Raw genomic sequence first — 17,943 nt, 5'->3', positions numbered from 1 at the left:
CCTCCGCGCCGCCGCGGCCGATCCCCGTGCAGAAAGGTCTTAGTTGGCCGGCTCCGACGTGGCGTGCGCGTCCTCGGTCTTGGCCGGACCCGAGGTGGCGTGCGCGTCCTTGGGCTTGATGGGCTCGCTCGTGGCGTGCGCGTCCTGGGTGGTGATGGGCTCGCTCGTCGCGTGCGCGTCTTCCGGCTTGGCGGTGTTCTTGTCGGCCATGAAGGTCAACTCCCTGAGTGAGACGGGTCCACTGGGTGGCGCGGTCCGCCCGGCGGTTCCCCCGTTGAATCGCCGGACGGATCTTGCAGCGCCGATCGCCGGAGCGATGCGGCCGGGCAACGACCCGTCTGCCCCCCGACGCGACGGATCGATAGGTACGAGAGTGCCTTGCGGCGATAAACGAACGATGAACGACCGGTCGCAGCCCGGGAACGCAGCCGGGGAACGCGCGGTCCGCGCACCCAGCCGGGGACCTCAGCCCGGGCCCGCAGTCCGCGCACCCAGCCCGAGACCCAGCCCGGTAGCCCTGTTCAGGGCCGTGTGTCCCGCTCAGACCACCGGCACCCTGCGCAGCAGCTCCCGCACCTCGTCGGCCTCCGGAGAGCCAAGCCTCTCGTACGTGGCCAGCGCTTCCTGCCAGCACGCATGGGCCCGCCCGGACTGGCTCAGCAGTGACAGGCTCCGGCCGAGGACCGCGAGCACGTTCGCGCGCCTCCAGTCCCCGCCGATTCCGTGCAGCACCGACAACGCCTGTTCGGCCTGGGCCGCCGCTTGAGCGGGTGCTCCTGCTGCCAGCTGGGTCTCGGCCAGCCGGAACAGGGTCATCCCCTGCCAGAGTTGTTGCCTGCTCTCCGTGAAGGTCTCCAGTGCCTCCAGCAGGACGCCCTCCGCCGCCGCACCCCTGCCGGCCTTGGTGAGCGCCAGCCCGAGCGCGTACTTCCCGTTGGCGAGCCGCAGCGCCAGCCCGGTGCCGTCCTTCTCGTAGATCCGGATGCCTTGCCGCGCCAGCTCGACGGCCTCCGCTGTGCGGTGCGTCGCCAGGAACACCCGGGAGAGGTTGCACAACGCCGCCGCCTCGCCCGGTTTGTTGCCGTCCGCGCGGAACGCGGCGAGTGCCTGAGTGAGGTGGGCCTCGGCGTCCTCGTGCCGGTTCTCGTACAGGGCGATGATGCCCCGCTGGTTCGGGGCCTGGCCCGAGGAGACAGGGTCGCCGGACTCCAGGCCGAGTTCCAGCGCGCGCCGCGCCTCGGTCTCGGCCTCCGCGAACTGGCCCGACACGCTGTGCACGTGGGTGAGCATGGTGCGCGCCCGGCCCTCCGCCTGCGCGTCCCGCGCCTGCCGTGCCGCCTCACTCACCTCGGTCGCGGCCTGCGCGAACTGGAGCGAGTTGGCCCCGGTCTCTCCCAGGTCGACGGCGGCCATGAGCAGGTCGGCGGACCGCCGCAGCATCCCGGCACCCGCCGACTGCCCGGCACAGGCCAGCAGCCCGTTCGCCTCGGTGAACAGCCAGTCCAGGGCCGCCTCCCGGGCGGTGAAGACAAGCCCGGGCCGCGTGGTGGCGGCGAAGTGGTCGAGCACCCGCTCCCCCGGCCGCTCCAGCGCGTACACCCCCGCCGCCGTCGCCAGATAGAAGTCCAGCAGGCGCGACAGCGCCGCCTCCCGTCCGTCGGCCGGCTGCTCGTCGCGTTCCGCGCACGCACGCGCGTAGAGCCGTACGAGATCGTGGAAGCGGTAGCGGCCCGGGGAGGCCGATTCGAGGAGGGACGTGTCGACGAGGGCCTCCAGCAGGTCCTCCGCGTCGTACAGGGGCAGGTCCAGTACGGCGGCGGCTGCCGCGAGGGAGATGTCGGGGCCGTCGGCGAGGCCGAGCAGGCGGAAGGCGCGGGCCTGGGCGGGTTCGAGCTGGCCGTAGCCCAGCTCGAAGGTGGCCTTGACGGCGAGGTCGCCGGCCTGGAGCTCGTCCAGGCGGCGGCGCGAGTCGGCGAGCTTGGCGGCGAGGACCGAGACCGTCCAGGTACGACGGGCCGCGAGCCGGGCTGCTGCGATGCGGATGGCCAGCGGCAGGAAGCCGCACGCGCCGACCACGTCGAGGGCGGCCTCGCGTTCGGCGGCGACCCGTTCCTCGCCGACGATCCGGGTGAAGAGCTGGAGGGCCTCCTCGGGGGACATCACATCGAGGTCGACCAGGTGCGCGCCCGCCAGGTCGACCATGCGGGTCCGGGCGGTGACGAGCGCCGCGCAGCCCGGTGTGCCGGGGAGCAGCGGCCTGACCTGCGAGGCGTCGCGGGCGTTGTCCAACAGCACGAGGACGCGGCGACCGTCCAGGGTGGAGCGGTAGAGGGCGGCGCGCTCGTCGAGCGAGTCGGGGATGGCGGTGTCCGAGGTCCCCAGCGCCCGCAGAAACGCGCCGAGGACGGTCTCCGGCTCGGCGGGGCGGGACCCGGCCCCTTGCAGGTCCACGTACAACTGCCCGTCCGGGAAGTGCGGCCGCGCCGCATGCGCCACGTGCACCGCCAGCGTCGTCTTGCCCACCCCGCCGATCCCGGCCAGCGCGGACACCGCCATCACACTGGTCTCGGCCTGCGCGAGCTGCTCGCTCAACTCGCGCACGAAGGCGGCGCGGCCGGTGAAGTCCGGTACGGAGGCGGGGAGCTGGGCGGGCCGGACGACGGTGGGGGCGGCCGAGGCCGGGGCCTCGACCGGCTGGGCCAGCTCCTCGTCGGCCTCCAGGATGCGCTGCTGGAGGCGGGAGAGCTCGGGGCGCGGGTCGACGCCGAGCTCGTCCGCGAGGAGGCGGCGCGTGTCGGCGTACACGGCGAGCGCTTCCGCCTGGCGCCCGCAGCGGTAGAGGGCGAGCATGAGCAGCTCGCGCAGGCGCTCGCGGAGGGGGTGGGCGGCGGTGAGCGCGGTCAGCTCCGACACCGCCTCCGCGTGGCAGCCGACCTCCAGGTCCAGGTCGAGCCGGGTCTCGGTGAGCTGGAGCCGCCACTCCTCCAGCCGGACCCGCTGCGACTTCGCGTGCGGTCCGGGTACGGACGCCAGCGCCTCGCCGTCCCACAGCCCGAGCGCCTTGTTGAGCGCCTCGCGCGCCGCACAGCGCTCGCCCGCCGTACGGGCCTTCTCCGCCTGCGCCGCCAACTCCTGCGCCACCGCCAGGTCCAGCGCCCCGAACGCAGGCCGGATCGCATACCCGCCCGCCGCGCTGGCCAGCACCTCGGGGCCGAGTGCCTTGCGCAGCCTGGAGGCGTAGGTGCGCAATGCGGACAGGGCGCGGGGCGGCGGCTCCTCGCCCCAGATGCCGTCGATCAGCTCTGCGGCGGTCGCGGTGCGGCCCTCGCGCAGCAACAGCAGGGCGAGCAGGGCGCGCTGCTGCGGCGAACCGGCGTCGGCGCTCTCACCACCGCGCCAGGCGCGCACGGGCCCGAGCAGACTGAAACGGACCCCGGCGGCCGGATCCAGCACGTCCCCCTCGGGCACCCCGTCCCCGGCCCCAGGTGCTCCGGCATGAGCCCCGCCCCCAGGCGTGACGGCACGGCCCCCGCCCCCAGGCGTGACGGCACGGCCCCCGCCCCCAGGCGTGACGGCACGGCCCCCGCCCCCAGGCGTGACGGCACGGCCCCCGCCCCCAGGCGTGACGGAACGGCCCCCTCCCCCAGGCGTGACGGAACGGCCCCCTCCCCCAGGCGTGACGGAACGGGCCCCGGCCACAGGTGTTCCGGTGCCGCCGTCGCCCGGTATGCCATCCATCGCACTCCCCTTGCCGTTCCCTGCCGTTACTTCCCGTACCGCCCCGTATCGCGGTAGCCCAGTTTGCCCTGTCCATGTCGAACACGTCAGTACGCAAACCTCAGAGGAACCTCAAGGAAGGGGGCAGAAACTGCGGGTACACCCACCTGACGGATCGTCAGATCGCCGGTACCGTGACGTTCATCGGTGACCAATGTCGACGGCGAACAGGGAGACATGACGCTCATGGACAACTTCCCGAAGATCATCTCGGTGGACGACCACACGGTGGAGCCGCCGAACGTCTGGCAGGACCGCCTCCCCGCCAAGTACAGGGACGTCGGCCCCCGCATCGTCCGCGCCCCCCTCAAGGAAATGACTTTCCTGGGCGGCAAGTTCGCCCCGGTCATGGGCGAAAAGGGCGACGACGGGCCGATCGGCGACTGGTGGATATACGAGGACCTGCACCGCCCCCTCACCCGCCTCGACACCTCCGTCGGCTACTCCCGCGACGAGATAAAGCTCGAAGTCATCACCTACGAGCAGATGCGCCCCGGCTCCTTCTCGGTCCCCGAGCGCCTCGCCGACATGGACGTCAACCACGTCCAGTCCGCCGTGTGCTTCCCCACCTTCCCCCGCTTCTGCGGCCAGACCTTCACCGAGGCCCCCGACCGCGAGCTGGGCCTGCTGGGCGTGAAGGCCTACAACGACTGGATGGTCGAGGAGTGGTGCGGCCCGCTCGCCCAGGGCCGCCTCATCCCGCTCACCCTCATCCCCCTCTGGGACGCCGAGCTGGCCGCCGCGGAGGTACGCCGCAACGCCGCCCGGGGCGTCCGCGCCGTCGCCTTCTCCGAGATCCCGCCGCACCTCGGTCTCCCCTCGATCCACACCGACGAGTGGGACCCCTTCCTCCGCGCCTGCGACGAAACCGACACCGTCATCGCCATGCACATCGGCTCCTCCTCCAAGATGCCGTCCACCTCCGCCGACGCTCCGCCCGCCGTCGGCTCCACCATCACCTTCGCCAACTGCTGCTTCTCGATGGTCGACTGGCTGATGAGCGGCAAGTTCGAACGCTTCCCCAACCTGAAGATCATGTACGCCGAGGGCCAGATCGGCTGGATCCCCTACATCCTGGAACGCGCCGACGTCGTCTGGGAAGAAAACCGCGGCTGGGGCGGAGTGGCCGACAAGGTCCACCGCCCCCCGTCCGAACTCTTCACCGAGCACGTCTTCGGCTGCTTCTTCGACGACGCCTTCGGCCTGAAGAACCTGGACGCGGTCGGAGTGGGCAACGTCCTCTACGAGACCGACTACCCCCACTCCGACTCCACCTGGCCCAAGTCCAAGGAGGTCGGCGAGTCCCAGATGGGACACCTGGCACCGGACGTCGTCGATCGGATCGTGCGAGGCAACGCCATCGACCTCCTCGGCCTGACCCCGGAGGGGCTGTGGGCGGGGCCCGGCTCGGGCAAGTAGCCGGGTAGACAGCCGTTACGTCGCGGTGGGCGGGCCCGGGAGCGACCCCATGGCACCCGGTCCATGCCCCCACCTCAGTACGGTGGTTCGCCGGTGTACGTCACGGTGGGCAGGGGCGCCCAGGCGCCGCCGTGTTCCTCTTCCGCGAGGGCGGCGAGGCCCGGATGCTCGCGGCGGCACGGGTCACAGTGCGTCTCGTCGCCGACGGGCCGGAAGTGGTGCTCGCCGGGGCGGCCGAGGCCCCGGCACTTGACGATGCCGCGTGGGGGCGCGGTAGCTGGGGCCTCCTGCTCCTGTTCCTTGTCCCGTGCTGCGTCGGACGCGGCCAGGGCTTCCGCGCCGGGGAGGTTTTTTCCGAGCCGGTGGGTGACGAACCCGGCCGCGTTCCGGATCGGCGTGTCCGGCAGCCCGTGGGTGAGCGCCGCGTGGACCTCCCAGGCGGGCACACCCTCCCTGAGCTGCTCGGCCACCGCCCCCGCCAGGTAGCGCACGTTGCGGAAGCTCATGTACAGGTCGCTGCGCACGACCCGCAGGTCCCGCAGGATCCGCTCGGCCACCGCGAAGTGACGATCTGAACTCGGGGTCTTCTGAGGGGTGTTCGCCGCAGCCTCTTGGGGTGGGCGGGTGGGAGTAGTTTTGCTGTCCGTCTTGTATGTACCGGTAGAGCGGCCGACGGACCGGCCCCCCGGTTCACCGGCCGTCGGATTCGGAACACCCGGAGAGAGTCCATCGCCGCAGCGCAGGGCGGTGAACTCGTCCTCGGTGCGCTGCACGTTGGACACATGCTGCTCGGTGAACCACAGCCCCCCGGCGCCCTGCTGGCGGTAGTCACGGACGTACCCGTACTGGACGAGCTCCTTCTTCGCCTTCTTGTACTCCCCGGGCTTCAGCCCCAGCTTCTCGGCGTGCACATGCAGGGGAGCCTGCTCCTCGGCGGGCATCAGCCCACCCACATACCCAATGAGGAGGCGCGCGGCCGTGCCCAACTCCGTACGCAGAATAAGCGCGTTGGACATCTTGGTGAACGCCCGAGTGGGCGAGATAACATGCAGAAACATCGCTGGGGCTCCTTGGGGTTTCGGCCTCGGTGGTGAGGCCCTCGCCCGGTGTTTGCTGCACCGACGGGGGCCGCTCTGCGCGGCATACCGCACGCGGAGAGTGATGACTCGGTCACCGTATAGGCCCAACTCCCCACCACCTGCCACCCTTTGGCCAGATTCACCCGACGGTGAAGATGTGTGAACCACGCATCGGTGCTCGTGGGTGGGCCGCCGATCAGCCTTGGCCCAGGTTGTCCAGGCTGTGTCGCACGCGAGTGATCACCGCATGTGCCTCGTTCCCGAACACCGCCGACTCGCGGAGCGTGTCCCACACCTTCTGGTAGGTGCGGATGCCGACGGCGTCGTCGATCCACAGTTCCGCGTGCCAGGTCTCCACGACGACATGACGGTCGTCGTACATCCAGAAGCCACCGGCGGCGGGAAGCTTCAGCTGGGCGGCGTGCGGCACGATGCCAAGCTCTACGTTGGGCAGCCCCACCACCCCTGTCAGGCGGTCGAGTTGGGCGCCGAGAGTGGCCGGTGGGCAAATACGGGCACGGAGGGCGGATTCCCCCAGCAGGATGCGGTACCGCCTTCGTGCGTCGTACAGGAGCTCCTGCCGTTTCATCCGGGCCCGTACCGCGTCCTCGATGTCGCGACGCGACTGGTGCAGTTCGGCGAAGCCGCTGAGGATCGCCCGCGCGTAGTCGGGGGTTTGCAGGATGCCTACGACCCAGGCCGATTCCCATGCGTGCAGCAAGGAAGACTGCGACTGTGCGTCATTGTGCGCTGCCTGTACGGCGGCGTGTCCGCCCGCGAGCTGGCGACGCCAGGAGCGGATGTGGGACTCCAGCCCGTGCAGCCGGGCATGCAGTTCGGCCGTGGCCTCCGGGTGCCGGGTCGCGGCGGCCCACTGGCTCAGGTCGTCGGCCGTGGCGGTCTGCCGACCGTTTTCCAGTCGGCTGACCTTGGACTGCGCCCACCCCAGACGCTCGGCGAGGCCGACACCGGTGAGCCGGCCTCCGGGACAGGTGTCACGCAGTTCCCGCAGCCGCGCTCCGAGCGCCGCGCGGGCGTCCTGAAAGTCGGTACTCACCAGTGCACGCCGCCTACCCTGCCTACTCCGCCGCGAGAACGCTCTCCGTGTACTGCCTGAACGGAACAGCGTAGTGCTGTGCCGCGTCGCGGACTTGGGCGTATCGGTTGACCTCGGCGGGCTCGGTGATGAGCTCCACGTCGAGGAGGTTGTCGTCCTCGTCGAACCGCAGCAGGGCGACCAGCCGGGAGTCGAAGATCCAGAAGTCTTCCGCAGGGAGCCGCTGGCGCTCCGCCTCGCCCCTGGAGAGGATGTGGACGTCCTCTCCGATTGCCTCGTTCTTCACGGCATGGGCGAGCAGGTAGCGCTGACCCGGCGTGGGCGGGGTGTCCACGATCCGTACCCGGCCGAGTGCGGCCCCGGTGTCGGCCTTCGCCCGCATCGTGAGCGCCCACGGGGACTGGAGGTCCCATCGAGGCGTTTCGCCCCGGCTGACCACCTCGTACTCCTCGGTCGCCTCGTCGGAGGCATACCGCCGTCGGGTCTCCAGCCGCCAGGCGCTGTGCTCGAAGTTCTCGAAGAGGCGTCCGAACGCGGTGAGGTCGATGATGCGTGGCGTACGCACCACTTCCTTCGGTCCGAAGTCCACCAGGACTTCGCGCGGTACGACGACGGCGACCTCACCCTCGCCGAGGTGCCGGAGTTGTGCGACGTCGTCGGGTTCGCTGAGCGGAGGGCCGTGCACGATGATCTCGCCGGTGTCGAGGTCTTCATGGACGGACGGGCAGCCGCCCTCTCCGCTGCCGGTGCCGTTGAATCGCAGACGTCGCGTCATGCCGGTATTCCTCTCCACGGTGGGATGCGGATGCCAGGATCGCGGCGCAGGAGTTCCTCCCGCCAGACAACTCCCGATCCCGTATGAGGATCTCCCGGCATAACTTGCCCATCACGCAGCATGGGCGCGCATATTGCTCCCGAGAGCGGCTACGCGAAGGTCTCACCCTGCTGGGCTGGGCCGGTGACATGGACCTCGCCGTCTGGCCCCGGAGAGACCGCCACGGGCGAGGACTCCGGGTGCGACGGGCACCGGCGGCCGTTCTACTCGGGCAGCGCCCAGTAGTTCGCGAGCATCTCGCCCGGCCAGGCCGGCACCCGGACCTCGCCCCTCGGTCCCATCTCGGGGAAGTACGGCGCGAGGTCGAGCACCGGGGTCCCGTCGATCGCGTCGAGGTCGGTGACATGAAGGTCGAGCCCGTCGACCTTGAGGAGGCGGGGGAAAGAGGTGGCGAGCTGGTTGGGGCGGCGGTGGTTGCGGTGCACGAAGGTGCCGGTGGGCGGCCAGGCGGGGTTGTTGCGGGGGCTGCGGGCGTGCAGGGCGACATCGTCGGGCGAGGCCCGGTGAAAGTGCCACGTGACGACGAGGTGCGAGAACTCTTCGAGCCCCTGGACGACTTCCACCGGATAGGCGGGGTCGAGGCGGATGAGTGCGGTGGCACCGCCCCAGTAGTCATCGCCGGGAGCGGCGCGACCTCCGACGACGTAGCCGATCCGACCGATCTCCAGGGGCTCAACCATCTTCGTTCCTCTCGGGCTCACCCAACGTGCGACTTCGTCAATCTACGTGCGCCAGATAGGCCGTTGCCCTGGCCCTGAGACGACGGGCGACGGGGATGTCCCGGTGGCGGTAGGGCGAGAGGAGCCGTTTCATGTCTACGACCGCATGCCGTGCTCGGCCCGAGTAGATGCCGTCCTCCATCGCGTCGAGCACCAGCCCCCAGGTGGCACAAGCCTCCTCGACGCTGCCGTCGGCGATCTGGACCGCACCCATGTACCCGAGGGTGACCGCGTGGGTGCGGCGGAACTCTGTGCCCCGGGTGCGCACACTCCGGCGGAACTGCTGGATCGCTCCCGAGCCGTCGCCCAAGTCACGCAGAGTGCAGGCTGTCTCATGGGCCAGGGAGGCCTCGGAGAAGAAGAAGGTGCGGTGCGGCTCCTGGATGCCGGGGCTCGCCGCCGCCAGATCGCCCTCTGCCCGGAGCAAGGCCTTGGCCGCGTCCCGCTTGTGGCCGTTCGCCGCCAGGCCTCGTGCGTGTACGACGCCGAGCAGCGCCTTCTCGCGAGGTGTCGCCGCTGCGTACCGCTGCCCCCGGACCGATGCACTGGACAGCTCCAGCCCTTGCGGGAAGAAGCCGAGGTCGATCGCTTGATGCGCCATGGCCCGCAGAATGTGGCCGGCCAGCGGGGGATTGTCGGCCTGCGCAGCCAACTTCAGCGCCACCGTGAAGTACTTTTGTGCCACCGCGTGTTCAGCGTTGTCGAACGCCATCCAACCGGACAGATAGGCAAGTTCGGCCGCTGCGCTGAACATGTCCCGCCGTACATTTTCGTCGGGATGGTGACCCCGGAGGAAGACACTGACCTCTGAGTGCAGGTACTGGGCCAGCGCCCTGCGTCCGTGCCCGCCACCTCTGCTCTGGTCCATGCGGGAGAACGCGGCCGTCAGACTGCGCACCGTATCGACGTCGTGCCGCCCCACTCGCTTCGCCCTCAGGGCCTGTGCGCCCGCGAGCGCCGGGGGCAGTGTCATCTCACGCCACCAGCCCTCGCCGGGCAGGACGAGCGCGGCAAGGGAGTAGACGCCTCCGGCGAGGAGACAGCGTCGATCAGTGTCCAAGTCTCGACTCCCCAGCTCGGCCAGTGAGGTCAGCGGGTCAACATCCCAGGAGGAACAATCCCACGGTGCCGCCGAAACGATGAACCCGGCTTCCTCCAGTGTTACGTGACGCCCCAGCCGACGAGAGAGCGCCTGGCACAGAACGACGGGTGCCGAGCCGGACGGTTGCGTCCCGCTGACCCACATGCTCACGTGCGAGCGGCCGATCCGTCCCCGCCCGGAGCTCTTGGTCTCCTGTGACACCCGGTTGAACGCGCTCGCAGCCTGCGCACGCGACCAACCCGCCTCATTGAGGAGTGCCACGAGCTTGTCGTTCCGTTCACGCATGGTGCTCTGCCTCCGTAGCTCAAGGCGGTGAAGGGCACGTCTCGCGATCCGCGTACCACCCCCCTCCGAGGCAACTCAAGATAGCCACGAACTGCCATGCCGCGAGGGCTCATTGCAGCCCGCAACCCGATGTGAGTACAAGAGTGCGCCGCTGGCCTTTGACCACTTTGACCAGGCTGGCGGACCTGTCCGCATTCCCGTCCGGCTCCTTGTCCGTTCACCCTCTGAGGTAGCTGAAGCGCCACCCATGGAGGGTCGATGAACCAGGTCACCAGTGATGCGCTGAACACCGAACGGGACGGGTCGGCCGTGGCCCTGGAATGGAGGATGGGTTACACGATGGTGGAAGGGGCGGTCCGCCTGGTGCGGATCCATGTCCGGCGCAACCTGACTCTCTGGCAGTGGCCCGGCGACGCCCAGGACGCCACCCTGATCGCGTCCGAGTTGGCAGCCAACGCGGTGCGGCACGCGAAAGTGCACGGGCATGAACTCTGGCTGCGGCTGGCTGTGTTGGACAGTGGCGAGCTCCTGATCGACGTATCGGACCCGGTACGTCGCTTCCCGGCCCATGCCGCAGAGCCCCCCACGGCCGAGGACTCCGAAAGCGGGCGCGGGCTGTACGTCATCCGCGCACTCGGCGGCGAGGTCACCTGGTTCCTGCGGGAGCACTGCGGCAAGACCGTCCGCGTCCGGCTGCCTACCTTCACCACCTCCGAGACTTAGAACCCCTAGCGAAATGTCATGTGGGGGCTTTGGTGGCTCGTGCATGATGGCGGTGACCGACGGGGGAGGACTCATGGTTGGCGACGGCGCAGTGGATCTGTTGCGTCTGACGGCGAGTGGTAGCCCCGAGCTGGGAAGTAGCGTCAGGCTGCGAGTGTTGGGGCGTCAGCGTCCCGGGGCGACGCCGTACAACGACTACCTCGATGCCGAGCTCACTGTCACCAGCAGCTTCGCCAACGGGTGTATTGAGCTGCACTTGTCGCCGGAGGACATGGACAACTGGTCCACGGCTCTAAACGAACTTGCTGCCTACCGCGACATCGAGTGGAAGACATCCAGCAGCTGCGGGATTCAGATCGAGCTGGACCGGAGTTTCTCCGTACCCGTACCCATCGTCACTGTGACGGATGGCAACGAGTCCATCTCAATTCGCCTCTGGCTGGATGCCGGACACGACTGGATCGATGCGCTGCGCGAACAGTTCCGGCAAGTCCGTCTGACCTGGCCGAACGAGGTAGTGGCCAAGCCACGTTCTCGTAGCTACTGGGATTGAACGGACAGTCGGCGCCAGCAGATGAGTGCGCATCCCAGGGAGAGGAAGGCCTCGTGGATGTCGTCGCGGATCTCCCAGCGGATCCGCAGGCGGCGGAACCAGTGCAGATAGGCGAATGCGCGCTCCACGAACCAGTTGACTGGCGGAAGGGGTGCGTCCACTGTTCTCCTACTGATCAAGGGGTGGGGAACATGGACGTGTACACATACGCGGCGCGCTGCGAGGAACTCTTCGGGCTGAGTGGATACGCCCAGGTCAGGGCGGTCGCCGAGGAGGGCATGGCGGAGCTGGGCCCCGACCCGGTGCTGACTCGCTGGCTGGGGCTCGCGCATGCGGCCGAGGAGGACGACGACCACGACGTCGAGGCGGAGGCCGTCTACGAGGCGGGGCTGCGGCAGTGGCCGGATGAGCTCGGGCTGCTCGTCTCGTACCTGGAACTGTGCTTGCGGTCGGACGGCTGGGAGTTCCCGGCGCGAGCCAAGCGGGCCGGGGCGCTCAAGGAACGCATCGCGGAACTCGCCCCGCCGGGCTCGCCCGAGGCGGCACAGGTGGAGGCGGCGATGGGGTGGGCCGGCCGGGGGTACTGGGCAGACACCCAGGCCAGAGCAGTGCAGGCCCGAGCCGACAGGGCGGACCGGGACTCGTTGAGAGTGGAGATCGCGTCGGCGGTGAAGCGGGACGCTTCGGCGGATGGCCCCGCGCAGACCGCCCGCCCCGAGGACCTGCGGGCCGCCGAGGTGGCCGCCGTGCTGGAGGAACTGTCCGGGGCCCGGAACGCACCGCTGCGGCTGCTCGCTCGGTACCGGCCCGTGGCGTACGGGGTGGCTCTCGTGCTGGCGATCGCGACCAACAAGGCGCTGGCGATGAGCGGGGCGGTCTCCTTCAGCGTGTGGGGCTGGTTCTGGTTCCTGCTGGTGCTCGTGGCGGACGCGCGGGTGAAGCAGGCCCGGAAGATGGCCGCTCAGCGGGTGATCGCAGCGGTCGAGGCGCGTCACGCGGCGGAGTCGGTGGCGGGGCAGGCAGGGCGCTGAGTCGGCCGGCTGGGTCGTACGTGTGCAGGTGGGGCTGCCTAAGCTGCTGCCATGAGCGACAGCACAGCCTCCGGCGTACGTATCCGTCCCGGGCGTCCGGGCGACGTCCCCGCCGTACTCGACATGCTTGACGGGGCGGTGGAGTGGATGAACGCGCGGGGGAACACCGAGCAGTGGGGGACCACGCCGTACTCGCGTAAGGCGGGTGGGGCCGAGCGGGTCCGGCACTACATGGAGGAGTGCGAGCCGCATATCGCGGAGGTCGACGGGCTTCCCGTGGGCGCGATGGTGTTGAGCGGTGGTCCGAGTCCCACGATGACCGGCATCCCTGCTGTGGACGAGCCCGAGCGTTACGTCCGGCTGCTGATCACCGACCGGAAGCAGGCCGGGCTGGGAATCGGTGCGGTGCTGTTGGCGCACGCCGTGGAAGAGACCCGGCGGGCGGGAGTGGATCTGCTGAGGGTGGACTGCTGGGCGGGAGGTGGGGGTGAGCTGGTCAGGTACTACGAGAGGTGCGGGTTCACGGCCACCGGGCCGTTCCAGAAGGGGAGCTGGCCGGGGATGGTGCTGGCCCGGCGCGTGGGTGACGTGGGACGGCGCGTGGGGTGAGGTGGGGCGGCGCGTGGGGTGAGGTGGCGTGGCCGCCCGGATCAGCTCCCCGCCACTTTGAGCAGCCGTACCGACTCCGGTGCTGAGTGCATCGTGTGGCCCGCCGCGATCCGGGCCTCCAGCTCGGTCACCTCGCGGTCGAACCAGTCCGACCGCACCCCGGCCTCGCGCGACGCGTCGCCCATGTTGCGGGCGGCGGCCAGGACGAGTTCGAGGGTCTGCTCGTACGAGGGCGGGTCGTCGGAGTCGATGTCGGCGGCCATCGCGGGCAGCGAGTGGACCATGCTGGTCAGCCAGTCCACCAGGAGCTCGGTGAAGCCTGAGGCGGTCGTCCCCTTGTGGGAGGTGGCCATGGCCACCGCGTGGAAGAACCCCGCGAACATCATGTCCATGGAGCTGAGCAGGGCCAGGTCGTACAGGGCGGCCGTGCCCACGTCCGTCCCCAGGTACTTGGCCTCGGCCAGCACCTCCAGGGTGGCGCGGTGCGCGTCGAACGGGTCCCGCGCGCCGCTGTAGAGGATGAACGCCCCCGGCCCGGCGATCATCGACGGAATCGCCATGATGCCGCCGTCGAGATAGGACGCGCCGAGCGCGTGGGCCCAGGTCTCGGTCTCGCGGGCCTGGGCGGGGGAGCCGTTGGTGAGGCTGACGAGAGTACGTCCGTGGAGGGCGCCGGCGGCGGGGTCGAGGACGGCGCGCTGGGTGTCGTAGTCGAGGAGGCAGGAGAGGGTCAGGGGGCTTGCCTCCAGGGCCTCGCGGACCGAGCCGGCGCGGACCGCACCGCGAGCCACCAGCGCGTCGGCCTTGGTGGGGGTGCGGTTCCAGACGGTGACCCGGTGGCCGGCGGTGAGGAGTGCGTCGGCGAGGGCGGAGCCCATCAGACCGAGGCCGAGAACGGTGACGGGTGCCTTGGTGTTGACGGAGGTGTTCACGGGGGTGTTCACGGAGGTTCCTTAGGAGGAGGAGGGGTGTGCCCGAGTGGGCTGACTCCACCTTCGTATCCGAGCCGCGCGGCCTCAAGTACGCACTAAATAGTGGGTGATTACCTCGAAGTGAGTGGTCGGGCGGGTGCTCGCGGTCATTCTTCGCGTGAGTGGTCGCACACCGCTGCCCGGCGTGTGAACCGGGAGCGTCGGCTCCGTTCGGGTACACGGAGGGGGAGTGGTGATGACCGCCGACGCTGGGAGCGACGCACATGAGTGACACAACGACGATCGTGCTGGTCGTGGTGGGGCTGCTGGCCCTGGCGACCCTGGTGGGGGCCGTGGTGGTGCTGGTGCGGATGGTGAAGATGCGCCGGCTGCTGACGGACGCCGGGATCCCGATGGAGAACAAGTTCCTCTTCTGGGGTGCGCTGATCTACACCGTCAGCCCGATCGATCTGATCCCCGACCCGGTCTACCTCGACGACATCGGCGTCATGCTGCTCGCGCTGCACTCCTTGCAGGCGGCGGCCCAGAAGGCCGGACTGCGGCCCGGACGGGAGAGGGTTCCGACACTGGAGAAGTAGCGAACGGCCATGCGCACCCCCTTGCCTGACGGACCGTCAGCTACGAGTATGACGAATCGTCAGGTTACCCAGATTGGTCCGGCCGAGGGGTCGTCATGGTCCGAGTACTGCCCGAGGGGCGGCTGTCGTACGGGATGCAGCTCCCGATCCAGTCACAGAGCAGGATCTACGCCGAGGAGTGGGAGGCGGACGCCGGGGCCGAGGACCTGGTGGAGGTGGCGAGGGCCGCCGACCGTGCGGGGTTCGCGTATGTGGCCTGCTGCGACCACGTGGCGATTCCGCGGGCGTACGCGAAGGCGATGGGCACGGTCTGGTACGACCCGGTGGCCACCCTCGCCTACCTCGCGGCCGCCACGGAGAAGGTCCAGCTCCTCACCCACGTGGCCGTGCTGGGGCTGCGTCACCCGCTCGCGCTGGCCAAGCAGTACGCGACCCTGGACCACCTCAGTGGCGGGCGGCTGATCCTCGGGGTCGGGGCCGGGCACGTGGAGGCGGAGTTCGACGCGGTGGGGGCGGACTTCGCGGGGCGGGGCGCGGTACTCGACGAGTCGATCGACGCGATGCGAGCGGCGCTGGGGCCCGAGGAGTATCCGGCGCACGCGGGGGAGCGGTACGCGTTCGGCGAGCTCGGGCAGCGGCCCCGGCCGGCCCGGCAGCAGGTGCCGATCTGGGTCGGCGGGTCGTCCCACGCCGCCGTACGACGGGCGGCCCTGCGCGGTGACGGCTGGCTGCCGCAGGGAGACCCGCGCGACCGGCTGCCCGCACAGATCGCGAAGCTGAAGCGGCTCCGGGAGGAGGCCGGCGTAGAGGCGCCCATCGAGATCGGTGCCATCGTCGAGTCCCTGTACGTCGGCGACGCGGCCTGGGACGTCGGGGACCGCACCCTCGCCGGGAAGCCGGAGGTCCTGGCCGAGTCGCTGCGCGCGTACGGCGAGATGGGCGTCCACCAGATCCAGGTCCGCTTCCGCAGCCGCAGCCGCAGCGAACTGACCGACCAGATGGCGGCGTTCGCGGCCGAGGTGGCCCCGCACCTGAACCAGTAGTGCGGCATCGCAACCGGTAGTTCCGCACCTCAACCAGTAGAGGAGTGCACCCACATGGGCAAGCTGGACGGACGCGTGGTCGTCATCACCGGGGCCTCGCGCGGGCAGGGCGAGCAGGAGGCCCGGCTGTTCGCGGCGGAGGGCGCGAAGGTGGTGATCGCGGATGTGCTGGACGGCCAGGGGGAGGCGCTGGCCAAGGAGCTGGGCGAGGACGTGGCGCGCTACGTCCACCTCGACGTCAGCCAGGAGGCGGACTGGCAGGCGGCCGTGACCCTCGCCAAGGAGGCCTTCGGGAAGATCGACGGGCTGGTCAACAACGCGGGGATCCTGCGGTTCAACGAGCTGGTGAACACCCCGCTGGAGGAGTTCCAGCAGATCATCCAGGTCAACCAGGTGGGCGCGTTCCTGGGAATCCGTACCCTCGCACCCGAGATCGAGGCGGCGGGTGGCGGCACGATCGTCAACACCGCCTCGTACACCGCGCTGACCGGGATGGCGTACGTGGGCGCCTACGCCGCCACCAAGCACGCCATCCTCGGTCTGACACGTGTCGCCGCGATGGAGCTGGCGGCCAAGGGGATCCGGGTGAACGCCGTGTGCCCGGGGGCGGTCGACACTCCGATGACCAACCCGGCGGCGCTCGACCCGGCGTCCGACCCGGAGGAGTCGCGGGCCGCCGTCGCCGAGCTCTACAAGAAGCTGGTGCCGCTCGGGCGGATCGGCACCCCCGAGGAGATCGCCAAGCTCGCCCTCTTCCTGACCGGCGACGACTCCTCCTACATCACCGGGCAGCCGTTCGTGATCGACGGCGGCTGGCTGGCCGGGGTCAGCATCATCTGACGGTGTATCAGCACCAGGCATTGACGGCGTACCCCGCCGGTGGAACAGTCGGCCCTATCCGAATCTGACGATGCGTCAGTTCCAGAGCGGGACACCCGCTCGACACCCCAAGGACGGTGAACTTCCGTGGAGTTCGGTCTCTTCGTACAGGGTTACGTGCCCGCCGCGCGCGCCAAGGTCGACCCCGAGGCAGAGCACAAGGCTCTGATCGAGGAGACCGAGTACGTGATCCAGGCGGACAAGTCCGGGTTCAAGTACGCCTGGGCGAGTGAGCACCACTTCCTGGAGGAGTACTCGCACCTCTCCGCCAACGACGTCTTCCTCGGCTACCTCGCCCATGCCACGGACCGCATCCACCTGGGCTCCGGCATCTTCAACCCGCTGGCTCCGGTGAACCACCCGGTGAAGGTCGCCGAGAAGGTCGCGATGCTCGACCACCTCAGCCGTGGACGCTTCGAGTTCGGGTCCGGGCGCGGGGCCGGCTCGCACGAGATCCTCGGCTTCATGCCGGGCATCACCGACATGAACCACACCAAGGAGATCTGGGAGGAGACGATCTCCGAGTTCCCCAAGATGTGGCTCCAGGACGAGTACCAGGGCTTCCAGGGCAAGCACTGGTCGCTGCCGCCGAGGAAGATCCTGCCCAAGCCGTACGGCAAGGCGCACCCGGCGATGTGGTACGCGGCCGGGTCGCCGTCCTCGTACGCGATGGCCGGGAAGAAGGGGCTGGGGGTGCTCGGCTTCAGCGTCCAGAAGGTCTCCGACATGGAGTGGGTCGTCGAGTCGTACAAGACGGCGGTCAAGGACGCGGAGCCGGTGGGGGCGTTCGTCAACGACAACGTGATGGTGACGTCGACGGCGATCTGCGCGGAGACGCACGAGAAGGCGGTGCAGGTGGCGGTGAGCGGAGGGCTCAACTACCTCCAGTCGCTGCTGTTCCGCTACCACGACACGTTCCCGCGTCCCGAGGGGATTCCGGAGTGGCCGGAACTGCTGCCCGAGTACACCGAGGAGATCATCGAGCTGCTCATCGCTGAGGAGCTGATGATCTGCGGTGACCCCGACGAGGTACTGACCCAGTGCAAGAGGTGGGAGCAGGCGGGGGCGGACCAGCTGTCGTTCGGGCTGCCGATCGGGGTGTCTCCGGAAGACACCATGAACACGATCAAGCTGATCGGCGAGCACGTGATCCCGAAGATCGACACGGACCCGGTCCACCGGACGTCCAGGATGCGGCAGCAGGCCCAATAGGGCGGATGCGGCCGGGCGGGGGGGGGGGGGGGGGGGGGCGCGGGGGGGGGGGGGGGGGGGGCGCGGGGCGCGCCCGGCCCCCCCCCCCCCCGCCCGCCAACCCGCCGCGC

General features: G+C 69.8%; 18 protein-coding genes. 9 read left to right on the top strand and 9 right to left on the bottom strand.

Annotated elements, in window-relative coordinates; genetic code table 11:
* Positions 1-39: 39 nt before the first annotated feature.
* Entirely contained in the window at positions 40-210 is a 171-nt protein-coding gene (locus tag ACIA73_RS30655; protein WP_399442090.1) for a hypothetical protein, read from the bottom strand.
* A gap of 330 nt (positions 211-540) precedes the next feature.
* Positions 541-3,468, bottom strand: coding sequence for a BTAD domain-containing putative transcriptional regulator (locus tag ACIA73_RS30650; RefSeq protein WP_399442089.1), 2,928 nt, complete (start codon positions 3,466-3,468; stop codon positions 541-543).
* 495 nt (positions 3,469-3,963) lie between these two features.
* On the opposite strand from ACIA73_RS30650, the gene ACIA73_RS30645 reads away from it, so the two are divergent.
* Positions 3,964-5,196, top strand: a complete 1,233-nt coding sequence (locus tag ACIA73_RS30645; RefSeq protein ID WP_399442210.1) for an amidohydrolase family protein — start codon at positions 3,964-3,966, stop codon at positions 5,194-5,196.
* Positions 5,197-5,270: 74 nt separating this feature from the next.
* Here the strand turns inward: ACIA73_RS30645 and ACIA73_RS30640 are convergent, their stop codons facing one another.
* From ACIA73_RS30640 to ACIA73_RS30620, 5 genes are all read right to left on the bottom strand, one after another.
* Entirely contained in the window at positions 5,271-6,254 is a 984-nt protein-coding gene (locus tag ACIA73_RS30640) for a hypothetical protein (protein WP_399442088.1), read from the bottom strand.
* Positions 6,255-6,471: 217 nt separating this feature from the next.
* On the bottom strand, positions 6,472-7,332 hold the full coding sequence (locus ACIA73_RS30635) for a helix-turn-helix domain-containing protein (protein ID WP_399442087.1): 861 nt from the start codon (positions 7,330-7,332) through the stop codon (positions 6,472-6,474).
* Between the two features lie 22 nt (positions 7,333-7,354).
* Complete coding sequence (locus ACIA73_RS30630) at positions 7,355-8,107, bottom strand: DUF6879 family protein (RefSeq protein ID WP_399442086.1); 753 nt, start codon at positions 8,105-8,107, stop codon at positions 7,355-7,357.
* A gap of 263 nt (positions 8,108-8,370) precedes the next feature.
* A complete protein-coding gene (locus ACIA73_RS30625; RefSeq protein ID WP_399442085.1) occupies positions 8,371-8,847 on the bottom strand; it encodes an SAM-dependent methyltransferase in 477 nt (158 codons plus the stop codon).
* 37 nt (positions 8,848-8,884) lie between these two features.
* Positions 8,885-9,946: a Tat pathway signal protein gene (locus ACIA73_RS30620; protein WP_399442084.1), complete on the bottom strand. Its 1,062-nt coding sequence runs from the start codon at positions 9,944-9,946 to the stop codon at positions 8,885-8,887.
* Positions 9,947-10,531: 585 nt separating this feature from the next.
* Between ACIA73_RS30620 and ACIA73_RS30615 the strand changes: the two genes are divergently transcribed.
* Together ACIA73_RS30615 and ACIA73_RS30610 are read left to right on the top strand one after the other, a co-directional pair.
* A complete protein-coding gene (locus ACIA73_RS30615; RefSeq protein ID WP_399442083.1) occupies positions 10,532-10,996 on the top strand; it encodes an ATP-binding protein in 465 nt (154 codons plus the stop codon).
* A gap of 43 nt (positions 10,997-11,039) precedes the next feature.
* Positions 11,040-11,549, top strand: coding sequence for a DUF5959 family protein (locus ACIA73_RS30610; protein WP_399442082.1), 510 nt, complete (start codon positions 11,040-11,042; stop codon positions 11,547-11,549).
* On the opposite strand, the gene ACIA73_RS30605 is transcribed toward ACIA73_RS30610, so the two are convergent.
* On the bottom strand, positions 11,537-11,710 hold the full coding sequence (locus ACIA73_RS30605) for a hypothetical protein (RefSeq protein WP_399442081.1): 174 nt from the start codon (positions 11,708-11,710) through the stop codon (positions 11,537-11,539). The two genes, ACIA73_RS30610 and ACIA73_RS30605, sit on opposite strands and share 13 nt — an antisense overlap.
* Positions 11,711-11,740: 30 nt before the next feature.
* On the opposite strand from ACIA73_RS30605, the gene ACIA73_RS30600 reads away from it, so the two are divergent.
* Positions 11,741-12,580 carry a hypothetical protein gene (locus ACIA73_RS30600; RefSeq protein ID WP_399442080.1) on the top strand — a complete coding sequence of 280 codons (840 nt, stop codon included), beginning with the start codon at positions 11,741-11,743 and terminating at the stop codon, positions 12,578-12,580.
* Positions 12,581-12,631: 51 nt separating this feature from the next.
* Positions 12,632-13,189, top strand: a complete 558-nt coding sequence (locus ACIA73_RS30595; protein ID WP_399442079.1) for a GNAT family N-acetyltransferase — start codon at positions 12,632-12,634, stop codon at positions 13,187-13,189.
* 41 nt (positions 13,190-13,230) lie between these two features.
* On the opposite strand, the gene ACIA73_RS30590 is transcribed toward ACIA73_RS30595, so the two are convergent.
* A complete protein-coding gene (locus tag ACIA73_RS30590; RefSeq protein ID WP_399442078.1) occupies positions 13,231-14,133 on the bottom strand; it encodes an NAD(P)-dependent oxidoreductase in 903 nt (300 codons plus the stop codon).
* A 251-nt stretch (positions 14,134-14,384) separates the two neighbouring features.
* On the opposite strand from ACIA73_RS30590, the gene ACIA73_RS30585 reads away from it, so the two are divergent.
* The 4 genes from ACIA73_RS30585 to ACIA73_RS30570 all read left to right on the top strand — a co-directional run bounded on the left by ACIA73_RS30585 (position 14,385) and on the right by ACIA73_RS30570 (position 17,833).
* Positions 14,385-14,699 (top strand): YkvA family protein, encoded by a 315-nt coding sequence (locus ACIA73_RS30585; RefSeq protein WP_399442077.1) that lies wholly within the window; start codon positions 14,385-14,387, stop codon positions 14,697-14,699.
* A gap of 95 nt (positions 14,700-14,794) precedes the next feature.
* Positions 14,795-15,742 (top strand): TIGR03619 family F420-dependent LLM class oxidoreductase, encoded by a 948-nt coding sequence (locus ACIA73_RS30580; RefSeq protein ID WP_399442076.1) that lies wholly within the window; start codon positions 14,795-14,797, stop codon positions 15,740-15,742.
* A 54-nt stretch (positions 15,743-15,796) separates the two neighbouring features.
* Positions 15,797-16,582, top strand: a complete 786-nt coding sequence (locus ACIA73_RS30575) for an SDR family NAD(P)-dependent oxidoreductase (RefSeq protein WP_399442075.1) — start codon at positions 15,797-15,799, stop codon at positions 16,580-16,582.
* 126 nt (positions 16,583-16,708) lie between these two features.
* Entirely contained in the window at positions 16,709-17,833 is a 1,125-nt protein-coding gene (locus tag ACIA73_RS30570) for an LLM class flavin-dependent oxidoreductase (protein WP_399442074.1), read from the top strand.
* The last annotated feature ends 110 nt before the right edge of the window (positions 17,834-17,943 follow it).

This window comes from Streptomyces sp. NPDC051561, from assembly GCF_044454195.1.
Lineage (GTDB): Bacteria > Actinomycetota > Actinomycetes > Streptomycetales > Streptomycetaceae > Streptomyces.
Note: the sequence above shows the minus strand (reverse complement) of the source record. Positions and strands in the feature narration are given on the sequence as shown.

Bases quoted from the DNA above. Each gene is read 5' to 3' on its own strand.
- ACIA73_RS30600 (WP_399442080.1), top strand. From the start codon at position 11,741: ATGGACGTGTACACATACGCGGCGCGCTGCGAGGAACTCTTCGGGCTG.
- ACIA73_RS30575 (WP_399442075.1), top strand. From the start codon at position 15,797: ATGGGCAAGCTGGACGGACGCGTGGTCGTCATCACCGGGGCCTCGCGC.
- ACIA73_RS30625 (WP_399442085.1), bottom strand. From the start codon at position 8,847: ATGGTTGAGCCCCTGGAGATCGGTCGGATCGGCTACGTCGTCGGAGGT.
- ACIA73_RS30585 (WP_399442077.1), top strand. From the start codon at position 14,385: ATGAGTGACACAACGACGATCGTGCTGGTCGTGGTGGGGCTGCTGGCC.
- ACIA73_RS30615 (WP_399442083.1), top strand. From the start codon at position 10,532: ATGAACCAGGTCACCAGTGATGCGCTGAACACCGAACGGGACGGGTCG.
- ACIA73_RS30645 (WP_399442210.1), top strand. From the start codon at position 3,964: ATGGACAACTTCCCGAAGATCATCTCGGTGGACGACCACACGGTGGAG.
- ACIA73_RS30640 (WP_399442088.1), bottom strand. From the start codon at position 6,254: ATGTTTCTGCATGTTATCTCGCCCACTCGGGCGTTCACCAAGATGTCC.
- ACIA73_RS30595 (WP_399442079.1), top strand. From the start codon at position 12,632: ATGAGCGACAGCACAGCCTCCGGCGTACGTATCCGTCCCGGGCGTCCG.
- ACIA73_RS30655 (WP_399442090.1), bottom strand. From the start codon at position 210: ATGGCCGACAAGAACACCGCCAAGCCGGAAGACGCGCACGCGACGAGC.
- ACIA73_RS30580 (WP_399442076.1), top strand. From the start codon at position 14,795: ATGGTCCGAGTACTGCCCGAGGGGCGGCTGTCGTACGGGATGCAGCTC.
- ACIA73_RS30630 (WP_399442086.1), bottom strand. From the start codon at position 8,107: ATGACGCGACGTCTGCGATTCAACGGCACCGGCAGCGGAGAGGGCGGC.
- ACIA73_RS30610 (WP_399442082.1), top strand. From the start codon at position 11,040: ATGATGGCGGTGACCGACGGGGGAGGACTCATGGTTGGCGACGGCGCA.